The organism is Streptomyces sp. NPDC107517 (genome assembly GCF_055582645.1).
Map to the genome: position 1 here is coordinate 10,260 of NZ_JBVJPM010000030.1, position 21,115 is coordinate 31,374.

At 68.6% G+C, this 21,115-nt stretch carries 20 protein-coding genes; all 20 read right to left on the minus strand.

What is annotated here, in order from left to right; translation table 11 throughout:
* On the minus strand, positions 1-442 hold a 442-nt coding region (locus ACZ67T_RS38940; RefSeq protein ID WP_469990796.1), incomplete at its 3' end, for a DUF2550 domain-containing protein.
* Positions 443-631: 189 nt separating this feature from the next.
* On the minus strand, positions 632-1,006 hold the full coding sequence (locus ACZ67T_RS38945) for a F0F1 ATP synthase subunit epsilon (protein ID WP_356284701.1): 375 nt from the start codon (positions 1,004-1,006) through the stop codon (positions 632-634).
* A 141-nt stretch (positions 1,007-1,147) separates the two neighbouring features.
* A complete protein-coding gene (atpD, locus tag ACZ67T_RS38950; RefSeq protein ID WP_376537578.1) occupies positions 1,148-2,590 on the minus strand; it encodes a F0F1 ATP synthase subunit beta in 1,443 nt (480 codons plus the stop codon).
* A complete protein-coding gene (locus ACZ67T_RS38955; protein WP_469990798.1) occupies positions 2,590-3,507 on the minus strand; it encodes a F0F1 ATP synthase subunit gamma in 918 nt (305 codons plus the stop codon). The genes atpD and ACZ67T_RS38955 overlap by 1 nt, the downstream gene beginning before the upstream one ends.
* A gap of 20 nt (positions 3,508-3,527) precedes the next feature.
* Positions 3,528-5,120: a F0F1 ATP synthase subunit alpha gene (atpA, locus tag ACZ67T_RS38960; RefSeq protein WP_469990800.1), complete on the minus strand. Its 1,593-nt coding sequence runs from the start codon at positions 5,118-5,120 to the stop codon at positions 3,528-3,530.
* A 120-nt stretch (positions 5,121-5,240) separates the two neighbouring features.
* Positions 5,241-6,062, minus strand: coding sequence for a F0F1 ATP synthase subunit delta (locus ACZ67T_RS38965; RefSeq protein ID WP_469990802.1), 822 nt, complete (start codon positions 6,060-6,062; stop codon positions 5,241-5,243).
* Positions 6,059-6,607, minus strand: a complete 549-nt coding sequence (locus tag ACZ67T_RS38970; RefSeq protein WP_100595855.1) for a F0F1 ATP synthase subunit B — start codon at positions 6,605-6,607, stop codon at positions 6,059-6,061. Before ACZ67T_RS38970 ends, ACZ67T_RS38965 begins: the two co-directional genes overlap by 4 nt.
* A 38-nt stretch (positions 6,608-6,645) precedes the next feature.
* Positions 6,646-6,885: an ATP synthase F0 subunit C gene (gene atpE / locus ACZ67T_RS38975; RefSeq protein WP_100595856.1), complete on the minus strand. Its 240-nt coding sequence runs from the start codon at positions 6,883-6,885 to the stop codon at positions 6,646-6,648.
* 77 nt (positions 6,886-6,962) lie between these two features.
* Positions 6,963-7,733 carry a F0F1 ATP synthase subunit A gene (atpB, locus tag ACZ67T_RS38980; RefSeq protein ID WP_469990877.1) on the minus strand — a complete coding sequence of 257 codons (771 nt, stop codon included), beginning with the start codon at positions 7,731-7,733 and terminating at the stop codon, positions 6,963-6,965.
* 273 nt (positions 7,734-8,006) lie between these two features.
* Positions 8,007-8,456, minus strand: a complete 450-nt coding sequence (locus ACZ67T_RS38985; RefSeq protein ID WP_469990804.1) for a hypothetical protein — start codon at positions 8,454-8,456, stop codon at positions 8,007-8,009.
* Between the two features lie 261 nt (positions 8,457-8,717).
* Entirely contained in the window at positions 8,718-10,082 is a 1,365-nt protein-coding gene (locus ACZ67T_RS38990; protein ID WP_469990806.1) for an MraY family glycosyltransferase, read from the minus strand.
* A 129-nt stretch (positions 10,083-10,211) separates the two neighbouring features.
* The gene (locus ACZ67T_RS38995) at positions 10,212-11,480 is read right to left on the minus strand and encodes a serine hydroxymethyltransferase (protein WP_469990807.1); all 1,269 of its coding nucleotides are present in this window, start codon (positions 11,478-11,480) and stop codon (positions 10,212-10,214) included.
* 112 nt (positions 11,481-11,592) lie between these two features.
* Positions 11,593-12,234 carry an arsenate reductase/protein-tyrosine-phosphatase family protein gene (locus ACZ67T_RS39000; protein ID WP_469990809.1) on the minus strand — a complete coding sequence of 214 codons (642 nt, stop codon included), beginning with the start codon at positions 12,232-12,234 and terminating at the stop codon, positions 11,593-11,595.
* Complete coding sequence (locus ACZ67T_RS39005; protein ID WP_116509888.1) at positions 12,231-12,878, minus strand: L-threonylcarbamoyladenylate synthase; 648 nt, start codon at positions 12,876-12,878, stop codon at positions 12,231-12,233. Before ACZ67T_RS39005 ends, ACZ67T_RS39000 begins: the two co-directional genes overlap by 4 nt.
* 101 nt (positions 12,879-12,979) lie before the next feature.
* On the minus strand, positions 12,980-13,819 hold the full coding sequence (gene prmC / locus ACZ67T_RS39010) for a peptide chain release factor N(5)-glutamine methyltransferase (protein WP_100595862.1): 840 nt from the start codon (positions 13,817-13,819) through the stop codon (positions 12,980-12,982).
* Between the two features lie 82 nt (positions 13,820-13,901).
* Positions 13,902-14,978 carry a peptide chain release factor 1 gene (prfA, locus tag ACZ67T_RS39015; protein ID WP_469990811.1) on the minus strand — a complete coding sequence of 359 codons (1,077 nt, stop codon included), beginning with the start codon at positions 14,976-14,978 and terminating at the stop codon, positions 13,902-13,904.
* Positions 14,979-15,123: 145 nt separating this feature from the next.
* Entirely contained in the window at positions 15,124-15,342 is a 219-nt protein-coding gene (gene rpmE, locus ACZ67T_RS39020; protein ID WP_469990812.1) for a 50S ribosomal protein L31, read from the minus strand.
* Positions 15,343-15,524: 182 nt separating this feature from the next.
* A complete protein-coding gene (locus tag ACZ67T_RS39025; protein WP_469990814.1) occupies positions 15,525-16,652 on the minus strand; it encodes an LCP family protein in 1,128 nt (375 codons plus the stop codon).
* A 204-nt stretch (positions 16,653-16,856) separates the two neighbouring features.
* Positions 16,857-18,590 carry a trypsin-like serine protease gene (locus ACZ67T_RS39030; RefSeq protein ID WP_469990816.1) on the minus strand — a complete coding sequence of 578 codons (1,734 nt, stop codon included), beginning with the start codon at positions 18,588-18,590 and terminating at the stop codon, positions 16,857-16,859.
* A 142-nt stretch (positions 18,591-18,732) separates the two neighbouring features.
* Positions 18,733-20,748, minus strand: coding sequence for a transcription termination factor Rho (rho, locus tag ACZ67T_RS39035; RefSeq protein WP_469990818.1), 2,016 nt, complete (start codon positions 20,746-20,748; stop codon positions 18,733-18,735).
* Positions 20,749-21,115: the final 367 nt, after the last annotated feature.

A 21,115-nucleotide genomic window follows, 5' to 3' on the forward strand; every position in this document is an offset into this window, starting at 1 on the left:
CGTTCACCCGCTGTCCAGGAGGCGCCGCCTCCAGCCACGCCAGGAAGCCGGTCAGTGCGTCCTCGCTCATCGCCAGCTCGAGACGCGAGCCGCGGTGCGAGCACGCGAGGACGATCGCGTCCGAGAGCAGGGCCAGCTCCTCCTCACCCTCCGGCGCGCGCCGGCCCGTCACCTCGATCGCCGAGCGCTCCAGGGTGCGGCGCGGCCTGACCGCGTAGGAGAAGACCCGGAACCACTCGATCCGGTCACCGTTGTAGCGGGCCACGCCGTAGCCCCAGCCCTTGCCGGAGGCGTCGCCCCCCTCGGGCACGTCCCACCGCAGGGAGCAGTCGAAGGTGCCCCCGGAGCGCTGGATCAGCCGGCGCCGCAGGCCGAAGACGAACAACCCCAGCAACACGAGTACGACGACCGCGACCACGCACAGCACGAGAACGAGGACCATTCGTACCGACCTCCTCGCCTCATCTGATAACGGGCCCGACAGCGGATCCGATAACGGAACTGCAAAATTGACCAAGGATCGCCTCAGCCGCGACCCGGTCCGGAGAGGCTCTCCGGTCCTGGCCGCGGCTGAGTCATGTCACTCCGCGCTCCCCCATAGCCTAAAGGGCCTGGGAGGTACCCCCAGGGGTCAGCGCGTCGCCACCGCACGCAGTCGGACGTCGGCGCGACGCTCGGCGGATGCGTCCGCATCCGACTTCGCGCGCTCGAGCGCCCGCTCCGCACGCTGGACATCGATCTCGTCCGAAAGCTCGGCGATCTCGGCAAGCAGGGACAGCTTGTTGTCGGCGAACGAGACGAAACCGCCGTGCACAGCGGCGACAACCGTCCCGCCGTCGCTCGTGCGGATCATCACCGGGCCCGACTCCAGCACACCGAGAAGCGGCTGGTGACCGGGCATGACGCCGATGTCGCCGGACGTGGTGCGCGCGACGACCAGGGTGGCCTCGCCGGACCAGACACTGCGGTCCGCGGCGACGAGCTCGACGTGCAGCTCAGCAGCCAAGGTGGGCTCCTCGGGTCACCACCCGGCGGTTGCTGCCGGGTGTTGGGTCAAAGTCTAGTCGGCGTACGGAGAGGGGCGGACACACCCTGCGGGTATCCCCCGCCCCTCTCCCACGAGTCTGTGCTTCCGGAGAAGCCAGAATCAGGAGACGCCGAGCTCCTTGGCGTTGGCCTTCAGGTCCTCGATGCCACCGCACATGAAGAACGCCTGCTCGGGGAAGTGGTCGTACTCACCGTCGCAGATCGCGTTGAACGCGGTGATCGACTCCTCGAGCGACACGTCCGAACCGTCCACGCCGGTGAACTGCTTGGCGGCGTGGGTGTTCTGCGACAGGAAGCGCTCGACGCGACGGGCACGGTGGACAACGAGCTTGTCCTCCTCGCCCAGCTCGTCGATACCGAGGATCGCGATGATGTCCTGGAGGTCCTTGTACTTCTGCAGGATCGTCTTGACACGCATCGCGGCGTCGTAGTGGTCCTGCGCGATGTAGCGCGGGTCCAGGATGCGGGACGTGGAGTCCAGCGGGTCCACGGCCGGGTAGATGCCCTTCTCGGAGATCGGACGGGAGAGAACCGTCGTCGCGTCGAGGTGGGCGAACGTGGTGGCCGGGGCCGGGTCGGTCAGGTCGTCCGCGGGGACGTAGATCGCCTGCATCGAGGTGATCGAGTGACCACGGGTCGACGTGATGCGCTCCTGGAGGAGACCCATCTCGTCGGCGAGGGTCGGCTGGTAACCCACCGCGGAGGGCATGCGGCCGAGCAGGGTCGAGACCTCGGAACCGGCCTGCGTGAAGCGGAAGATGTTGTCGATGAAGAACAGCACGTCCTGCTTCTGCACATCGCGGAAGTACTCCGCCATGGTCAGACCGGCCAGGGCGACGCGAAGACGCGTGCCCGGCGGCTCGTCCATCTGGCCGAAGACCAGCGCGGTCTTGTCCAGAACGCCGGCTTCCTCCATCTCGACCATGAGGTCGTTGCCCTCACGGGTGCGCTCGCCGACACCGGCGAAGACGGAGACACCGTCGTGCAGCTTGGCCACACGGACGATCATTTCCTGGATCAGAACGGTCTTGCCGACACCGGCACCACCGAACAGACCGATCTTTCCACCCTTGACGTACGGGGTGAGAAGGTCGACGACCTTCAGGCCGGTCTCGAACATCTCGGTCTTGGACTCGAGCTGGTCGAAGGCCGGGGCCTTGCGGTGGATCTCCCAGCGCGGGGCCTCGGAGACGCTGGACGCGTCGTCGTTCAGCACGTCGCCCAGGGTGTTGAACACCCGGCCCTTGGTCAGGTCACCGACGGGCACCGAGATGCCGGCGCCGGTGTCCGTCACGGCGGCCTGGCGGACCAGGCCGTCGGTGGGCTGCATCGAGACCGTACGGACCACGCCGTCACCCAGGTGCTGGGCGACCTCGAGGGTCAGCGTCTTCTTCGCGCCCTCGGTGGCCGGGTCGTCGACCTGGACGTGCAGGGCGTTGTAGATCTCCGGCATCGCGTCGACGGGGAACTCCACGTCGACGACCGGGCCGATGACCCGGGCGACGCGGCCCGTGGCAACGGCCGTCTCAACAGTGGTCGTCATTACTTGTCACTCCCCGCGGTCGCGTCGGCCAGGGCTGCAGTGCCGCCGACGATCTCGCTGATTTCCTGGGTGATTTCGGCCTGGCGGGCCGCGTTGGCAAGTCGGGAGAGCGAGTTGATCAAGTCTCCCGCGTTGTCGGTCGCCGACTTCATCGCGCGGCGCGTGGCGGCGTGCTTGGAAGCAGCCGACTGGAGCAGCGCGTTGTAGATACGGCTCTCGACGTAGCGCGGCAGCAGGGCGTCGAGGACGTCCTCCGCCGACGGTTCGAAGTCGTACAGCGGAAGGATCTCGCCCTTGGACTTCGACTCCTCCGCCACCTCTTCGAGGCTGAGCGGAAGCAGACGGCCGTCAATGGCCGACTGCGTCATCATCGAGATGAACTCCGTGTAGACGATGTGGAGTTCATCCACGCCGCCCTCCGCCGAGTCCTTCTCGATCGCCTCGATCAGCGGGCCCGCGACCTTCTTGGCGTCCGCGTACGTGGGCTCGTCGGTGAAGCCCGTCCACTGCTCCGCGATCTTGCGCTCACGGAAGTTGTAGTGGGCGACACCGCGGCGGCCGACGATGTAGATCTCGACCTCCTTGCCCTCGGCCTCGAGACGCGCGGTCAGCTTCTCCGCGGCCTTGATGGCGTTCGAGTTGAAGGCGCCGGCCAGTCCGCGGTCGCTCGTGAGGAGCAGCACCGCGGAGCGCGTCGCCGTCTCCGGCTCCGTCGTCAGCGGGTGGTTCGTGTTCGAACCGGTGCCGACAGCCGTGACCGCGCGGGTGAGCTCGGTCGCGTACGGCGTGGAGGCCGCCACCTTGCGCTGCGCCTTGACGACACGCGAGGCGGCGATCATCTCCATCGCCTTGGTGATCTTCTTGGTCGCGGTGACGGATTTGATGCGACGCTTGTAGACCCGGAGCTGGGCTCCCATGAGTCAGGTCCCTTCCGTCGTCACTTACCGGCGGCGGCCGGAGCGTCCTCGCCGAGAAGCTTCCCGTCCGAGGTCTCGAACTGCTTCTTGAACTCCGCGATGGCGTCGGCGGTGGCGGTCAGGGTGTCGTCCGACATCTTGCCGCCCTCCTTGATGGAGGTCATCAGGCCCTGCTCCTTGCGGTGCAGGTAGTCGAGCAGCTCGCGCTCGAAGCGCCGGATGTCCGCGACCGGGACGTCGTCCATCTTGCCGGTGGTGCCGGCCCAGACGGAGACAACCTGGTCCTCGGTCGCCATCGGCTGGTACTGGGGCTGCTTGAGCAGCTCGACCATGCGCTGACCGCGCTCCAGCTGGGCCTTCGACGCGGCGTCCAGGTCGGAACCGAAGGCGGCGAACGCCTCGAGCTCACGGAACTGGGCGAGGTCCACGCGCAGGCGGCCGGAGACCTGCTTCATCGCCTTGTGCTGCGCGGAACCACCGACTCGGGAGACGGAGATACCGACGTTCAGCGCGGGGCGCTGACCGGCGTTGAACAGGTCCGACTCCAGGAAGCACTGGCCGTCGGTGATGGAGATGACGTTGGTCGGGATGAACGCCGACACGTCGTTCGCCTTGGTCTCGACGATCGGCAGACCGGTCATCGAGCCGGCACCCAGCTCGTCCGAGAGCTTCGCGCAGCGCTCGAGGAGGCGGGAGTGCAGGTAGAAGACGTCACCCGGGTAGGCCTCGCGCCCCGGCGGGCGGCGGAGCAGCAGGGACACGGCGCGGTAGGCGTCGGCCTGCTTCGAGAGGTCGTCGAAGACGATGAGGACGTGCTTGCCCTCGTACATCCACTGCTGACCGATGGCCGAACCGGTGTACGGCGCCAGGTACTTGAAGCCGGCCGGGTCGGACGCCGGGGCGGCGACGATGGTCGTGTACTCCAGCGCGCCGGCCTCTTCGAGGGCGCCACGCACGGAGGCGATGGTCGAACCCTTCTGACCGACGGCGACGTAGATGCAGCGGACCTGCTTCTTCGGGTCGCCGGTGCGCCAGTTGTCGCGCTGGTTGATGATCGTGTCGACGGCCAGGGCGGTCTTGCCCGTCTGGCGGTCGCCGATGATCAGCTGACGCTGACCGCGGCCGATCGGGGTCATCGCGTCGACGGCCTTGTAGCCGGTCTCCATCGGCTCGTGCACCGACTTGCGCTGCGTGACCGTGGGGGCCTGCAGCTCAAGGGCACGACGCGCGCTGGTCTCGATCTCGCCGAGGCCGTCGATCGGGTTGCCGAGCGGGTCGACGACGCGACCCAGGTAACCCTCGCCGACGGCGACGGAGAGCACCTCACCGGTGCGCTGCACCGGCTGGCCCTCCTCGATACCGGTGAACTCACCGAGCACGATGGCACCGATCTCGCGCTCCTCGAGGTTGAGGGCGAGGCCGAGGGTGCCGTCCTCGAACTTCAGCAGTTCGTTGGCCATGGCCGAGGGCAGGCCCTCGACCTTCGCGATGCCGTCGCCGGCAAGGGTGACCGTACCGACCTCCTCGCGCGAGGCCGCGTCCGGCTTGTACGCCTGGACAAAGTTCTCCAGCGCGTCCCGGATCTCCTCCGGCCGGATCGTGAGCTCCGCCATCTGGGTTCCCTGCTCTCCTTGTTGGGCCCGAAGTTTTCTTGGGGGGTCTGGGGTCAGCCCCCAGGAATCCTCTGCACGGCCCAACTAGGGCCGTAGGTACTACTACGTTGTGCGAGTCCGCTAGCCGGCCATACGGCGGCTGGCGTCCTCAATGCGGTCCGCGATGCTTCCGTTGATGAGCTCGTCGCCCACCTGCACGTTGATCCCGCCGAGGACCTCGGGGTCCACGTCGAGGTTCAGGTGCATCTGACGCCCGTAGAGCTTCGCCAGGGCTGCGCCCAGGCGCTGCTTCTGCGCATCGCTCAGCGGCACCGCCGTGGTGACGACGGCGACCATGCGGTCCCGGCGCTCCGCGGCGAGCTTGGACAGGGACTCGAGTCCCATCTCCAGGCTACGTCCACGCGGCTGGGTCACAAGGCGCTCGACGAGACGCTCGGTCGTGGCCGTGGCGCGACCGCCGAGCAGGCTGCGCAGCAGCTCGCCCTTGGCCGTGCCCGTGGCGATACGGTCCGTGAGCGCGGCGCGCAGCTCGGTGCTCGACGCCACGATCCGGCCGAACCGGAACAGCTCGTCCTCTACGTCGTCCAGCTCACCGGCCTGCTGCGCCGCGGTCAGCTCGGCGATGCTGGCCAGCTCCTCGACGGAGTCGACCAGGTCGCGCGAGGCGGACCAGCGGGAGCGGACCAGGCCGGCCACCAGGTCGGCGGTCGGACCGCTGACCTGGCCGCTCAGCAGGCGGCCCGCGAGCTCGGCCTTGGCCTCGCCGGACTGCGCCGGGTCGGTCAGGACCCGACGCAGCGACACCTCGCGGTCGAGCAGCGCGGTGACCGCGGCCAGCTCGGATGCAAGCTGTCGGGCGTCGACCGAGGTGCTGTCGGTCAGCGCGTCGAGACGCTCACGTGCGGAGGCGAGTGCCTCGCGGCTCGCTCCGTGGGCAGTCATCGAGCAGCCTCGGCCTTCTCCTCGAGGTCATCGAGGAAACGGTCGATCGTGCGCGACTGCCGGGCGTGGTCCTCGAGGGACTCGCCGACCAGCTTGCCGGCCAGCGTGGTGGCCAGCTGGCCCACGTCCTGGCGCAGCGCCTGAGCGGCGGCCTTGCGGTCGGCCTCGATCTGCGAGTGGCCGGCGGCGATGATCTCCTCACGCTGCCGCTGGCCTTCCGCGCGCATCTCGGCGATGAGCGTGGCGCCCTGCTCCTGCGCCTCCTGGCGCAGACGCGCGGCCTCGTGACGAGCCTCGGCCAGCTGAGCCTTGTACTGCTCGAGCACGCTCTGGGCCTCGGTCTGGGCCGACTCGGCCTTCTCGATACCGCCTTCGATCAGCTCGCGGCGCTCTTCCAGCGTCTTGTTGATACGCGGGAGGAGCTTCTTGGCGAAGAAGAAGAAGACGATGGCGAAGGCAAGCGTGCCAATGAGCAGCTCGGGACCCGGCGGGATGAGCGGGTTCTGCTCCTCCTCGGCCGCGAGTGCAACCAGGTTGGCGATCACATCAATGCCTTTCGTCGAAAAGTGTCAGGTAGCTGGGTTTAGCGACCGAACACGAACGGCATGACGATGCCGATGAGGGCGAGGGCCTCACAGAAGGCGAAGCCGAGGATCTGGTTGGCGCGGATCAGGCCGGCGGCCTCGGGCTGGCGGGCCAGGGCCTGGGTGCCGTTACCGAAGACGATGCCGACGCCGATGCCGGGGCCGATGGCAGCGAGACCGTAGCCGATGGAACCGAGGGAGCCGGTGACGCCAGCGGCGAGTTCGATGGTCGCGGACATGCCGTTACTTCCTTCTCTTTAACGAACCGGTGGGGGTTGGCCACCGGACGACTGAAATATGACGGGACGGGACTGGCTCAGTGGTGCTCGGCGAGCGCGCCCTGGATGTACGAGCAGGCGAGGAGCACGAAGACGTACGCCTGGACGGCCTGCACGAAAAGCTCGAAGAGGATCATGACGACGGTCATGACGAACGAGACGCCCGCGGCCGGGATCATGTAGCTGTTCAGCAGGTACCAGGAGGCAACGGTGAACATGACCAGCATCAGGTGACCGGCGAACATGTTCGCGAACAGTCGCACCGCGTGCGTGAACGGCCGGACGAGCAGGTTCGAGAAGAACTCGATGAACGAGACGAGCCACTTGATCGGGCCGAGCGAGTTGTCGTAGCCCGTGATGTTCTTCCAGCCGCCCACGAAGCCGTGGCGCTTGAAGGTCAGCGGGACCCAGATCAGGTAGACGATGACGGCGAGCACGATCGGGTACGCGATGACCGACGACACCGGGAACTGGGCCAGCGGAATCACGGACCACACGTTCATGATCCAGATGAAGAAGAACATCGAGACCATGACGGGGACGTACTTCTCGCCCTCCTTCTTGCCGAGGGTCTCGTAGACGATGTTGCGGCGTACGAAGTCGTACCCCGCCTCACCGATCATCTGGAGCTTCCCCGGGACCACCTTGGCTCGGCCGAAGGCGGCGTAGAACAGGCTCACGATGACCAGCGTCGTCAACAGGGCAAGCAGCATCACCTTGTTGAACTCGAACCCGCCGACGGTGAAGATCGGCTGGAACAGGAACGAGTGCAGACCGGGAGCCGGAAAGCCGCAGCCGTTGTCGGACAGGATCCGACAGCTCCAGTCAAAGGCGAGCTCAGTCTGGTCAGCACTCACCACGGGCTCCTTCGGCGTGACGCATAGGTACGGCAACCTCGTTGTGTCGTTGCGGCGCGCAGCCGCGGATCGGCACCGGTCTGGTGTTTCGGATGTGGGGGCGGCAGGCAGGCAGTGAGCCTCGCAGTCGAGCAGGCGTCAGCTCAGATGCCCGCGCCCGCAGTGCCGCAGTTGGCACCGGACGATAGCAGTAACGCGAACCCGCACTTATCCCGCCCCTACCCCTCATGAGGACGACCCTGAATTCTCGGGCTTGTCACTCTTCTCGGAGTCTTTGCCCGAGTCGGGATCGATATAGAAAATCTTGGCCTTCATGTGCGCACGCGCCTGCGCGGCCATCCATACGACGGTGGCGGCGACGAGTGAAGCGGCGAAGGCCTTGGGGTTGAACAGTGTCGTGTCCTTGAACACGGCCACGAAGATCAGAAGCAGCAGCAGCTGAGCGACGTAGAGCATCAGCCCCATCGCCTGGAAGAGCTGCGGAAGCGATTTTGCCGTCCGCTGGAGGACGACCTGCCCGAGGCCCATGAAGAGGATGACGACCACCGTGCCGATGACCGCACCGAGGGCCCCCTTGCCACCGGCGACCACACCACTGATCACGGCGGCAATCGCGCCGGCAATGGCTGTGGGCACAACGGCCTGCAGGAGGATCCGTGCGTCATTGGAGGGCATGGCGGCAGCTCCGCTTACTGGTGGGGGCAGGGTGTCGTCATGGACGAGCGTAGACCGGGGCCGAGAGGGAACTTCGGGCCAATGGGCCGTCGCACTACGGTCCTTCGGCTCTATCCCCGGGTCTCGTGAACGGTATCACAAACTATTTGATGAGGTCTTTACCTCTGCAGTGTGCTCACTGTCACACGTGAGAGGTAACCCGCGCGTCTGTGCAAAAACGCGGCCAACTTGTCTGGTAATGAGGCGTTTTCGTGTCCCGCGTCAGCGCGACGAGTGCGCCTTCCGCCGATCCAGGAAGCGCGAACGGGGGCCAATGGCCGTTGCCCCGTTGACTCCTGCGGGCATCGGCGTGCGCGCACCCTCGCCCTCGGTCGCCTCCTCGGCCGCCCCGGCGCCTTCCTCCTGAACCGCGTACGACGGCGACGTCTCAGGCACCTCGGCCGCCGCCCGCGCGGCCAGCCTGCGCCGGTAGCGCGGCGGCACGAAGGCCTCCGCCCAGCGCGGGGCGCGCGGCGTGAAGCGCGGCAGCAGAAGCAGTACGAGACCGACGAAGCTGAGCGCGACGATCGCCAGGACGATCCACATGGACGTCGAGTGGACGGAGTAGGCGACCGCGCCGAAGGACAGCAGCGCCGACCAGAAGTACATGATCAGGACCGCGCGGCTGTGGGAGTGGCCGATCTCCAGGAGCCGGTGGTGCAGGTGCCCGCGGTCCGCGGCGAACGGCGACTGGCCCTTCCACGTGCGGCGCACGATCGCGAGGACCAGGTCCGCGAACGGCACCGCGATGATCGTCAGCGGCATCAGCAGCGGGATGAAGACCGGGACCATCGCGTGGGTGGCGTCACGGGTGCCGCCGAAGTTCAGCTTCATCAGGCTCGGGTCGACCTGGCCGGTGATGGAGATGGCGCCGGCGGACAGGACGAGGCCGATGAGCATCGATCCGGAGTCGCCCATGAAGATCCTGGCGGGATGCATGTTGTGCGGCAGGAAGCCCAGACACATGCCGATCAGGATCGCCGCGAACAGCGTCGCGGGGGCTGCCGCCTCGATGCCGTAGCCGTACCAGAGGCGGTAGGAGTACAGGAAGAACGCCGACGCGGCGATGCACACCATGCCGGACGCCAGGCCGTCGAGGCCGTCCACGAAGTTGACCGCGTTGATGCTGATCACGACCAGGGCGACGGTGAGGAGCGTGCCCTGCCACTGCGTCAGCGAGACCGTGCCCACACCCGGGATCGGCAGCCACAGGATCGTCAGACCCTGCATGACCATGACGCCGGCGGCGATCATCTGGCCGCCCAGCTTGATCAGGGCGTCGATCTCGAACTTGTCGTCCAGGACACCGATCAGCCAGATCAGCGCGGCTCCGGAGAGCAACGCCCGCGGCTCGTTCGACATCTCGAAGACGGGACTGAGGTTCGTCAGGTGGTCCGCGACGAGGAGACCCGCGCACAGACCGAAGAACATGGCGATCCCGCCGAGCCGGGGCGTGGGCTCCCGGTGTACGTCGCGGGCGCGGATCTCCGGCATGGCGCCGGCCACGATCGCGAACTTCCGCACCGGGCCGGTCAGCAGGTATGTCACCGCGGCCGTGATGCAGAGCGTCAGCAGGTATTCACGCACGGGCTTCCCCACAGATATCGCTGGCCATCTCAGCCCCACACCCTAGCTTCGCGCGCATGTGGTGAAGGACTGCCGGGTAGCGATGATGGTTGCACGAGTGACGGACCACTCTGGCCCGCCCACCCCTGTCTAGGCCGGATACGGCGGAAATCTTCCGGTGAGATCGCGCACTTCCGCGCGTGCGGTCCGCGGATCGACCTCGTCCCGCAGCACCCCCGAGAAGAGCGCCGCGATGCGCGCCATCTCCGGTTCGCCCATGCCCTGGGTGGTGACGGCGGCGGTGCCGAGGCGCAGGCCGCGCCCGTCCCCGAAGGGCAGCGCGCAGGTGTCGAGGACCATGCCCGCCGAAGCGAGCCGGCCCCGGGCGGTCGGGCCGTCGACGCCCAGCGAGGTGGGGTCGGCGGTCAGCAGATGGGTGTCCGTGCCGCCGGTGGTGATCGCGAGGCCCTCGGTGGCCAGCGCGGCCGCGAGAACCCTCGCGTTGGCGACCACCTGACGGGTGTACGCGGCGAAGGCCGGGGTCTCCGCCTCGCCGAACGCGACGGCCTTGGCGGCGATCGTGTGCATCTGGGCGCCGCCCTGCGTGAAGGGGAAGACGGCCCGGTCGATCCGCTGGGCGAGCTCGGCCCCGCACAGGACCATGCCGCCGCGGGGGCCGCGCAGGACCTTGTGCGTGGTGGCGCAGACGACATCGGCGTACGGCACCGGGTTCGGCGCCGATCCACCGGCGACCAGGCCGATGGGGTGCGCGGCGTCGGCGATGAGGTAGGCGCCCACGTCGTCGGCGATGTCGCGGAAGGCCGCGTAGTCGATGTGCCGCGGATAGGCGATGGAGCCGCAGACGATCGCCTTGGGACGGTGGGCGCGGGCCAGCGCGCGGACCTGGTCGTGGTCGATGAGGCCGGACTCGGGATCGACGCCGTAGGGCACGAAGTCGAACCAGCGGCCCGAGAAGTTCGCGGGCGACCCATGGGTGAGATGGCCGCCGTACGAGAGCCCCATCGCGAGGACGGTGTCGCCGGGGCGCAGCAGGGCGGCGTACGCGGCGAGGACCGCGGAGGAGCCGGAGTGGGGCTGCACATTGGCGTGCTCGGCGCCGAAGAGAGCTCTGGCCCGGTCGACCGCGATCCGCTCCGCCATGTCGACGAGCTCGCAGCCGCCGTGATGGCGGGCGCCGGGGTAGCCCTCGGCGTACTTGTTGGCGAGCGGGGAGCCGAGGGCCGCGAGTACGGCCGGCGACGTGAAGTTCTCGGCGGCGATCAGCTGGAGCGACGTGGCCTGCCGGTCCGCCTCGCCGAGCATGATCTCGGCGATCTCCGGGTCCTGCAGGCGCAGCACGTCGAAGCCGGCGTGCGCGTACGTCGCACCGGCGGGGGTCTGTTCAGTGGTGACCGGCATCTTGGGCTCCGGGCCTCGCGGGGGTGACCTCAAATCCAATGTAGGCCCGCGATGCCCGCGCCGCCCGGAACTCAGGTACGAGCGGGTACTCCGGCAGTCGCTGTCACTGAGTTCACCTGCACGCCGGGACACCCGTCAGCGCCGTCACCACGGGTTCCAGCGCTTCGCTGATCTCCTCGCCGACCGAGCGGAAGAAGGGCAGCGGTGCGCCGTACGGGTCGTAGACCTCGTCGGCCTCGACGTTCGGGGCGAGAAGCCACCCGCGTAGAGCCGCCGCGGCGCGCACCAGGGCGCGTGCGCGCTCCACCACGCCGCCGTCCAGCGGATCGGGCAGCGTGGCCGGGTCGATCGCCTGGACGAGGCGTGTGAACTCCTTCAGCGTGAAGGTGCGCAGGCCCGCGCTGTGGCCCATGGAGATGACCTGGGCGCGGTGGTCGCGGGTGGCCGTGAGGACCAGGTCCGCGCGGATCACGTGGTCGTCGAGGAGCTCGCGGCCCACGAAACCGGAGGCGTCCGCCCCGAAGTCCGCGAGGACCGTCTCGGCGTTGGCCTCCATGGGCGCGCCCTCATGGCCCCAGGTGCCCGCGCTCTCCACGATCAGACCGCGTACGAGGGGGTCGCCGAGCCGGTCCACCAGGGCGTGCCGGGTCAGCCGCTCGGTGATCGGCGAGCGGCACACGTTGCCGGTGCTGACATGGAGGATGCGGAAGGAGTCCCCGTTGCCTATGCCACGCCCCGTCTCAGGGGCTGTCAATTCGCCACCTCGAGGTCGGGTACGACCTTGCGCAGCTCGTCCGCGGTCAGGGCACCCGCGCGCAGGAGCACCGGAACCTTCCCGGTCACGTCGACGATCGAGGACGGGACGATGCCGGGCGTGGGGCCGCCGTCGAGGTAGACGGAGACGGAGTCGCCGAGCATGTCCTGCGCGGCGTCGCAGTCCTCGGGGGCGGGGTGCCCGGTGAGGTTCGCGGAGGACACGGCCATGGGGCCGACCTCGGTGAGCAGCTCGATCGCGACCGGGTGCAGGGGCATGCGCACGGCGACGGTGCCTCGGGTGTCGCCGAGGTCCCACGCCAGGGACGGCTGGTGCTTGGCGACGAGCGTGAGGGCGCCCGGCCAGAACGCGTCGACGAGTTCCCAGGCCATCTCGGAGAAGTCCGTGACGAGGCCGTGCAGCGTGTTCGGGGAGCCGATGAGGACCGGGGTCGGCATGTTGCGGCCGCGCCCCTTGGCGTCCAGGAGGTCGGCGACCGCCTCGGCGGTGAAGGCGTCGGCTCCGATGCCGTACACGGTGTCGGTGGGCAGCACGACGAGCTCACCGCGGCGGACGGCGGACGCGGCTTCACGCAGACCGGTCGTACGGTCCGACGCGTCGTTGGTGTCGTATCGCCGAGCCATTTAGCGGGCCTCCTCGTACACGAAGTACACGTAGTCCATGCGAGAGATGCGGGAAGTGCCGGTGCTGCCGGTACTGCTGGTGCTGCGCTGATTCTGTCGCGTCACGGCATCGCCTTGCGGGCGGTCGCGAAACGCGGGCGGTTGTTCAGGTCGGGGTGGTCGGCGGCGTCGGCCCAGCCCCGTTCCTCGGTGAAGATCCACGGGACCTGGCCGCCCTGGGTGTCGGCGTGCTCGACGACGACGACGCCTCCGGGCCGCAGCAGGCGGTGCGCGGTGCGCTCGATGCCGCGGATCAGGTGGAGCCCGTCCTCGCCCGAGAACAGAGCGAGTTCGGGGTCGTGGTCGCGGGCCTCGGGGGCGACGTACTCCCACTCGGTGAGCGGGATGTACGGCGGGTTGGAGACCACCAGGTCGACCTGGCCGTCGAGCTCCGGGAAGGCCTCCAGGGCGTCTCCCTGACGCAGGTCGACCCTGGATCCCTCGACGTTCTTGCGCGTCCAGCGCAGGGCGTCCTCGGACAGCTCCACGGCGTGCACACGGGAGCGCGGGACCTCCTGCGCGAGGGCGAGCGCGATGGCGCCCGAGCCCGTGCACAGGTCGACGATGAGCGGCTCGACGACATCCATGGCCCGTACGGCGTCTATGGCCCAGCCGACCACGGACTCCGTCTCGGGCCGCGGCACGAACACGCCCGGACCCACCTGGAGTTCGAGGTAGCGGAAGTAGGCGCGCCCGGTGATGTGCTGGAGCGGCTCGCGGGCCTCGCGGCGCGCGGTGACCTCCCAGTAACGGGCGTCGAAGTCCGCGTCCTTGACGAGATGCAGCTCGCCCCGCTTCACGCCGTGGACGAAGGCGGCGAGCTCCTCCGCGTCGTTGCGCGGCGAGGGCACGCCCGCGTCGGCGAGGCGCTGGGTGGCCTGGGCGACTTCCGCGAGCAGCACGCTGCGGGGGTTTGGGGGTCGCCCCCCAAGATGTTGCTGCACGCTGGTCCTCCGGGGCTGAGCTGGTCTTTTTTGGTGTGGCTTAGGCGGCGGCGAGCTTGGCGGCCGAGTCGGCGTCGACACAGGCCTGGATCACCGGGTCGAGTTCACCGTCGAGCACCTGGTCCAAGTTGTACGCCTTGAAACCGACGCGGTGGTCCGAGATGCGGTTCTCCGGGAAGTTGTATGTACGGATCTTCTCGGAGCGGTCGACGGTACGGACCTGGCTGCGACGGGCGTCCGCGGCTTCCTTCTCCGCTTCCTCCACCGCTGCCGCCAGAAGCCTGGAGCGCAGGATACGCATCGCCTGCTCCTTGTTCTGGAGCTGGCTCTTCTCGTTCTGGCAGGAAGCGACCACTCCGGTGGGCAGGTGCGTGATGCGCACCGCCGAGTCGGTCGTGTTGACGGACTGGCCGCCGGGGCCCGAGGAGCGGTAGACGTCGATGCGGAGGTCGTTCGCGTGGATCTCGACGTCGACCTCCTCGGCCTCGGGCGTCACGAGGACGCCGGCGGCGGAGGTGTGGATGCGGCCCTGCGACTCGGTCGACGGCACACGCTGCACGCGGTGCACGCCTCCCTCGTACTTCAGGCGGGCCCAGACGCCCTGGCCGGGCTCGGTCGCGCCGTTGCCGCCCTTGGTCTTCACCGCGACCTGGACGTCCTTGTAGCCGCCCAGTTCGGACTCGGTGGCGTCGATGATCTCGGTCTTCCAGCCGACACGCTCCGCGTACCGCAGATACATGCGCAGCAGGTCGCCGGCGAAGAGGGCCGACTCGTCGCCGCCCGCGCCCGCCTTGACCTCGAGGATGACGTCCTTGTCGTCGTTGGGGTCCCGGGGGACCAGCAGGAGCCGCAGCTTCTCGGTGATCTCCGCGCGCTGCTTCTCGAGGTCCTTGACCTCGGCGGCGAAGTCCGGGTCGTCCGCGGCGAGTTCGCGCGCGGTCTCGATGTCGTCACCGGTCTGCTTCCAGGAGCGGTAGGTGGCGACGATCGGGGTCAGCTCGGCGTAGCGCTTGTTGAGCTTGCGCGCGTTCGCCTGGTCGGCGTGGACCGAGGGGTCCGCGAGCTTCTTCTCGAGATCGGCGTGCTCACCGATGAGGTCCTCGACGGCCTCGAACATCTCCGGCTCCTGAAGTGAGGTACAGCGAAAGGGAACGGCCACCGGCCGGCCGGGGAAGACCCCCGGGGTCCCCGGCCAACCAAAAACAAGCACGCCGGTCCCGGCCCGCCCCGAAGGGCGGCCGTGGACCGGCGCAAGTGGCTCGCTACTTGTTGGCGGCAGCCTTGCCGAAGCGGGCCTCGAAGCGGGCCACGCGGCCACCGGTGTCGAGGATCTTCTGCTTGCCCGTGTAGAACGGGTGGCACTCGGAGCAGACCTCGGCACGGACGGTGCCGGACGAGATGGTGCTACGGGTGGTGAACGACGCGCCACAGGTGCAGCTGACCTGCGTCTCGACGTACTCGGGGTGGATGTCGCGCTTCAAGGTGTCTCCTATGATCTCGGAGGGCTCCGGGTCGCTTCCGCGGATTGCGGGGGCGTGAACCGGGGCCGACGTACCAGTCTGCCAGGACTGGCCGTATCCCCCAAAACCGGGGTCGGGGCGGAACTATTCCCGAAGGGTCACCGTCACGTGGTGACCTGCGGCCGATGACGCCCGGTGACCGGCTAGTGGCTGGTGACGACCGAGCCCGCGGCACCCTTGTCACCGGCGGAGTTCTTGATCGCGGAGGCCGGAACGGGCCGGTCCGCCTCGAGCGCCGCCCACACCCTCGCGCCCGCCTTCTCCAGCGGGAGTACGCGGTTCGGATCGGCGGGGTCGTACTGGACGGGGAGCGTCACCATCTTCATGTCGCCGGCGCCGATGCCCTTGAGGCCGCTCGCGAAGCCCGCCAGTTCCTTGACCGAGTTGAGCTCGGAGTCGGTGGTGACGGCGCTGGTGGCGGTGTCCGCGAGGTCGTAGAGCTTCTTGGGGCTGGTGAAGACGCCGACGTCCTTGATCTGGTTGATCAGCGCCTTCATGAAGGCCTGCTGGAGCTGTATTCGGCCCAGGTCGCTGCCGTCGCCGACGGCGTGCCGGGTGCGGACGAGGCCGAGCGCCTGCTCGCCGTTGAGGGTGTGCGCGCCGGCCGCCAGGTGCAGATGGCTCTTGTCGTCGTTGATGGCCTGCTGGGTCGTGATGTCGACGCCGCCGAGGGTGTTGATGAGCTTCTTGAAGCCCGAGAAGTCGACCTCGACGTAGTGGTCCATGCGGATCCCGGACATCTTCTCGACCGTCTTGACGGCGCAGGCGGGGCCGCCGACCTCGTACGCCGTGTTGAACATCTGCTGGCTGCCGCCCGCGACGGTGTTCCCGGCGCTGTCGGTGCAGGCCGGCCGTGTGACGAGGGTGTCGCGCGGTATGGAGACCACGGAGGCCTTCTTGTGGCCCTTGTACACGTGGACGACCATCGCGGTGTCGGAGCGGGCGCCGCCGCCGTCCTTGCCGTACTTGGCGTTCGCGCCGGAGCGCGAGTCCGAGCCGAGGACGAGGATGTCCATCGAGCCGTTGTCGACGTTCGTGGGGCGGTCGGTGCCGAGCGCGGCGTTGATGTCGACGCCCTTGATGTTCCCGTTGAGCTTGAAGTACAGGAAGCCGGCGCCCGCGCCCGCCACGACGACGAGTCCCGCCGCGGTGCAGGCCGTGATGACGAGGGCCTTGCTGCGCCTGGCGCGCGGCCTGCGCCGTCGGCCGCCGCCTCCGCCGCGGGTGGGGCGGCTCGGATCGGTGGTCACGGGGCTGCTCTCGTCAGGCATGTGCTCCTCAGTCCTCAACTGCTCGTTTGTTCGGTTACCCCCTGTTTGCAGGGTCAGGCTCGATCGGACGTCTCTTCGTCCGTGCCCTCACCGGACGTGGAAACCGGGAAGAAGGGTTGCACAACGCGCTGTGCCCGCCGCGACGGTCGCGACGGGCACAGCGCGTGCTGACGAAAGCCGATCGTCCGGCTCTCACCTGCGGCTTTATCCGAAGATGTTGTACTGCGTGTAGCCGGTCCCGATCTTGATGCGTGTGGCAAAGATCTCCGAGGAGGCGGTCCCCGTGCCCGGGTACAGATAGAGCGTGCCGCCGGGCGTGCGGGCCACGTAGTCGGCCTTGCCGTCGCCGGTCACGTCACCCGGCGCCGCGAACGCGTTGTACCCGTCCCAGGTGCGCACCTGCACGCCGGTCTCGAAGGGCGCGGACGCCTTGCCGGTGCCCTTCAGCAGGTACAGCTTGCCGCCGCTGCCGCGGGCGATCAGGTCGCTCTTCCCGTCACCGGTGAAGTCGCCCTTGCCCCGCAAGGAGTTGAAGGCCTGGTAGCCGCTGCCGACGGTGGTGCGGGTGCCGTACGTCCCGTCGCCCTTGCCGGGGTACAGGTAGAGCGTGCCGCCGGAGGTCACCGACAGCAGGTCGGGGTACCGGTCGCCGGTCACGTCGCCCGGCACGACGACGAACTTCCGCGTGGACCAGTCGCTCGCGATCTTCGTGTCCGTGTACGTCGAGCTGGACGCGGAGCGGTGCCGCCAGTAGACGTTCCCGTCCGACCGGCGGCGGATGATGAAGTCCTGGTAGCCGTCGCGGTTCATGTCGGCCTGGAGGACCAGGTTGTACGCGCTCCAGGACCCGCTCATCGTCTTGCGCGTGGCGAAGCCGCTGCCCGTGGACTCCTTGACGTAGCCCTTGCCGCCGGAGGAGGCCCGGACGAAGAGGTCGGCCTTGCCGTTGCGGCTGATGTCGGTGTCGTCGATGCGCGGACGGACCTTGGGCTGGTACGTGGAGACCTTGGTGAAGGCCTCGTACGTGCCGGAGACGTTGCAGACCTGACTGCCCTGGCTGATGCCCCAGGACACGATGCCGACCACCTTGTCGCCCACGACGAGCGGGCCGCCCGAGTCGCCCGGGCACGTGGTCTTGCCCGTGCTGTCGTCGCCGGTGCCGAGCTGTCCGGCGCAGATCATCTTCCCGGCCTGGAAGTACGGGTCGAGGTTCTGGGTGCAGGCGTCGTCGGAGTTCAGCGGCAGGGTGACCTTCTGCAGCTGGGACGCGATGTCGGCGGTGTCCTCGTTCGAGCTGGTGAGACCCCAGCCGTACACGGTGGCGTTCGTGCCGGCGGCGTACAGCGCGCTGTCGTCCGCACCGGCGAGCTCCAGCGTGGTCTGGGCGACCGGCTTGGCGAGGGTGAGCAGGGCGACGTCATTCGTGATGGCGTCGGGGTCGTAGCCGTCGCGGACCCAGCTGCGGGTGACGTCGATGTACGTGGCGCCGTTGCCGGCGACGGTGACGCTCTTGCTGGTGCCCACGGCGACTTCGCCGTACTTGCCCCAGTCCTGCCGGTTGCCGTTCTCGTCGTGCAGGCAGTGCGCGGCGGTGAGCACCTTGTTGGGCGCGACCAGGGTGCCGCCGCAGACGAAGTACGAGCCGCCGGCGGGGTCGTTGTAGACGAGCTGCACCATCCAGGAGGCGGCGCTCGACGTGCCGCCGATGATGCGGGGCGTGACCTTCTTGTCGCCGCTCGGCGACGGGGAGGACGCCGCGGGCTCGGCGGTCTTCGCGCCGGGCGGCGGCTGCACGACCCGGCCGGTGTCGGACTCCCCCGCATAAGAGGTGACGGCGAACGCGCCTCCGCCGATCAGCGCGAGCCCGGCCGCGGCGGCCGGCAGCATCTTGCCGAGTCTTCGGCGGTGCCGGCCGGAGCCGGATACAGATATGTCCACGCAAGTCCCCCCAGGGAGCAATGAGTTGAACGTTGGATGAAGAGCGCGATCGTACAACCCTCCCCGAACAGCACAAAGAGCCGCCCCCGTCACGGATGTGACGGGGGCGGCCCTTGAGCGGTGCTACCGCAGAGCGAAGCTCTCAGTCGTTGCCGTTGCCCGGCGTCGGCGTCGTCTTCGCGATCTGCATCAGGAACTCGGCGTTCGACTTCGTCTGCTTCATCTTGTCGAGAAGCAGCTCGATGGCCTGCTGCGAGTCGAGCGCGTGCAGCACCCGGCGCAGCTTCCAGACGATCGCCAGCTCTTCCGCGTTGAGCAGGATCTCTTCCTTACGGGTGGAGGACGCGTCGACGTCCACCGCGGGGAAGATGCGCTTGTCCGAGAGCTTGCGGTCGAGCTTGAGCTCCATGTTGCCGGTGCCCTTGAACTCCTCGAAGATCACCTCGTCCATGCGCGAGCCGGTGTCGACCAGCGCGGTGGCGAGAATGGTCAGCGAGCCGCCGTCCTCGATGTTGCGCGCCGCACCGAAGAAGCGCTTCGGCGGGTAGAGCGCGGTCGAGTCGACACCACCGGACAGGATGCGGCCGGAGGCCGGCGCCGCCAGGTTGTAGGCACGGCCCAGACGCGTGATCGAGTCGAGCAGGACGACCACGTCGTGACCGAGCTCCACAAGACGCTTGGCGCGCTCGATGGCGAGCTCGGCGACCGTGGTGTGGTCCTCGGCCGGGCGGTCGAAGGTCGAGGAGATGACCTCGCCCTTCACCGACCGCTGCATGTCGGTGACCTCTTCCGGACGCTCGTCGACCAGGACGACCATCAGGTGGCACTCGGGGCTGTTGGTGGTGATCGCGTTGGCGACCGCCTGCATGATCATGGTCTTGCCGGTCTTCGGCGGGGCCACGATCAGGCCTCGCTGACCCTTACCGATCGGCGACACGAGGTCGATGATGCGGGTGGTCAGGATGCCCGGGTCGGTCTCCAGACGGAGCCGGTCCTGCGGGTAGAGCGGCGTCAGCTTGTTGAACTCCGGCCGCCCGCGCCCGGAGTCGGGTGCCATGCCGTTGGTCGAGTCCAGACGCACCAGGGCGTTGAACTTCTCGCGGCGCTCGCCGTCCTTGGGCTGGCGGACCGCGCCGGTGACGTGGTCACCCTTGCGCAGGCCGTTCTTGCGGACCTGGGCGAGGGACACGTACACGTCGTTCGGACCGGGCAGGTAGCCCGAGGTCCGGATGAACGCGTAGTTGTCGAGGATGTCCAGGATGCCCGCGACGGGGATCAGGACGTCGTCCTCGGAGACCTGCACCTCGTTGCCGAAACCGGCCTCGTCGCGCCCGCGACGGCCACGGCGGTCGCGGTAGCGGCCACGGCGGCCGCGGCGGCCACCCTCGAAGTCGTCGTCGTCCTGCGGGCCGTTGTCACGCTGACGGTCCTGGCGTCCGCCGCCCTGCGGCTGGCGGTTGCCGCCCTGCTCCTTGCCCTGCTCGTCGCCCTTGCCACGGCGGTCGCCGCGCTCACGGCCACCGCGCTCACCGCGGTCGCCGCCACGGTCACCGCGGTCACGGCGGTCACGGCGCTCGCGACGGCCCTCGGCGCCGTTGTCGCCGGCGTCGCCCTGGGTGTCGGTCCTGGTCTCGGTCTTCGCCTCGGCCGTGACGGTCTCGGGGCTGCCGGCCTCCGAGGTGGCACGGCGGCGACGGCGGTCGCCGCCCTTGTCGTCGCTCGCCGGCTGACCGGGGATGTCGATCTGCTGCTGAGCGGTGGCGTCCTTCGCGGCCTTGGCGTCCGCAGCCTTGACGGCCTTCGCCGGGGCCTCGGTGCCGTTCGCCGCGGCCTCGTCACCGGTGCGCGCCTTGGAGGTGGCGCGGCGCTTCGGCTTGGTCTCGGTGGTGTCGGCGCTCTTCGCGGGAGCGCCGCCCCCGGCCTGCGCCTCCTTGATGACCTCGATCAGCTGGCTCTTGCGCATACGCGCGGTGCCCCTGATGCCGAGGCCCGATGCGACCTGCTGGAGCTCGGCCAGCACCATGCCCTCGAGGCCGGTACCGCGGCGCCGCCGGGAGCCCGAAGCACCGGCGGCAGGCGCAGCAGAGGCATCCGCATCGGCGGGCGCGGCAGCGGAGCTGTCGGCGCTCACGCCCATCAGATCGGTGGTGTCGCTCACGAAGGGTCCTTCCCTGGAGCGGACGTCGGCCTGTCTGGCTCGGCGACCGGTTGTGCTGTCCGGCGGTGGTCCTGTCGGTATGGACCGTGCCGGGGCGGTGGTCCGCCAACGCGGCGGAAGAATTCATTGGTGACGGCGAGTCCCGAAGCCGCGGGTTCCACTGGAATGTCTGTGTCACCCGGCTCGATCACACCGGTTCCGGAGCATGCTCAAAACGGCTCAGCGCACGGCACCGAGCAATTTGCGGGGCTCCTGGAAGAATGGTTGTCCCGGAGGGGGACACACAGCACCTCGCCATGGTGGGGTCGGGTGCAGACTTGAGGTTAACACTACCGGATCCAACAAATATTCCCCCTCTCGAATTCCG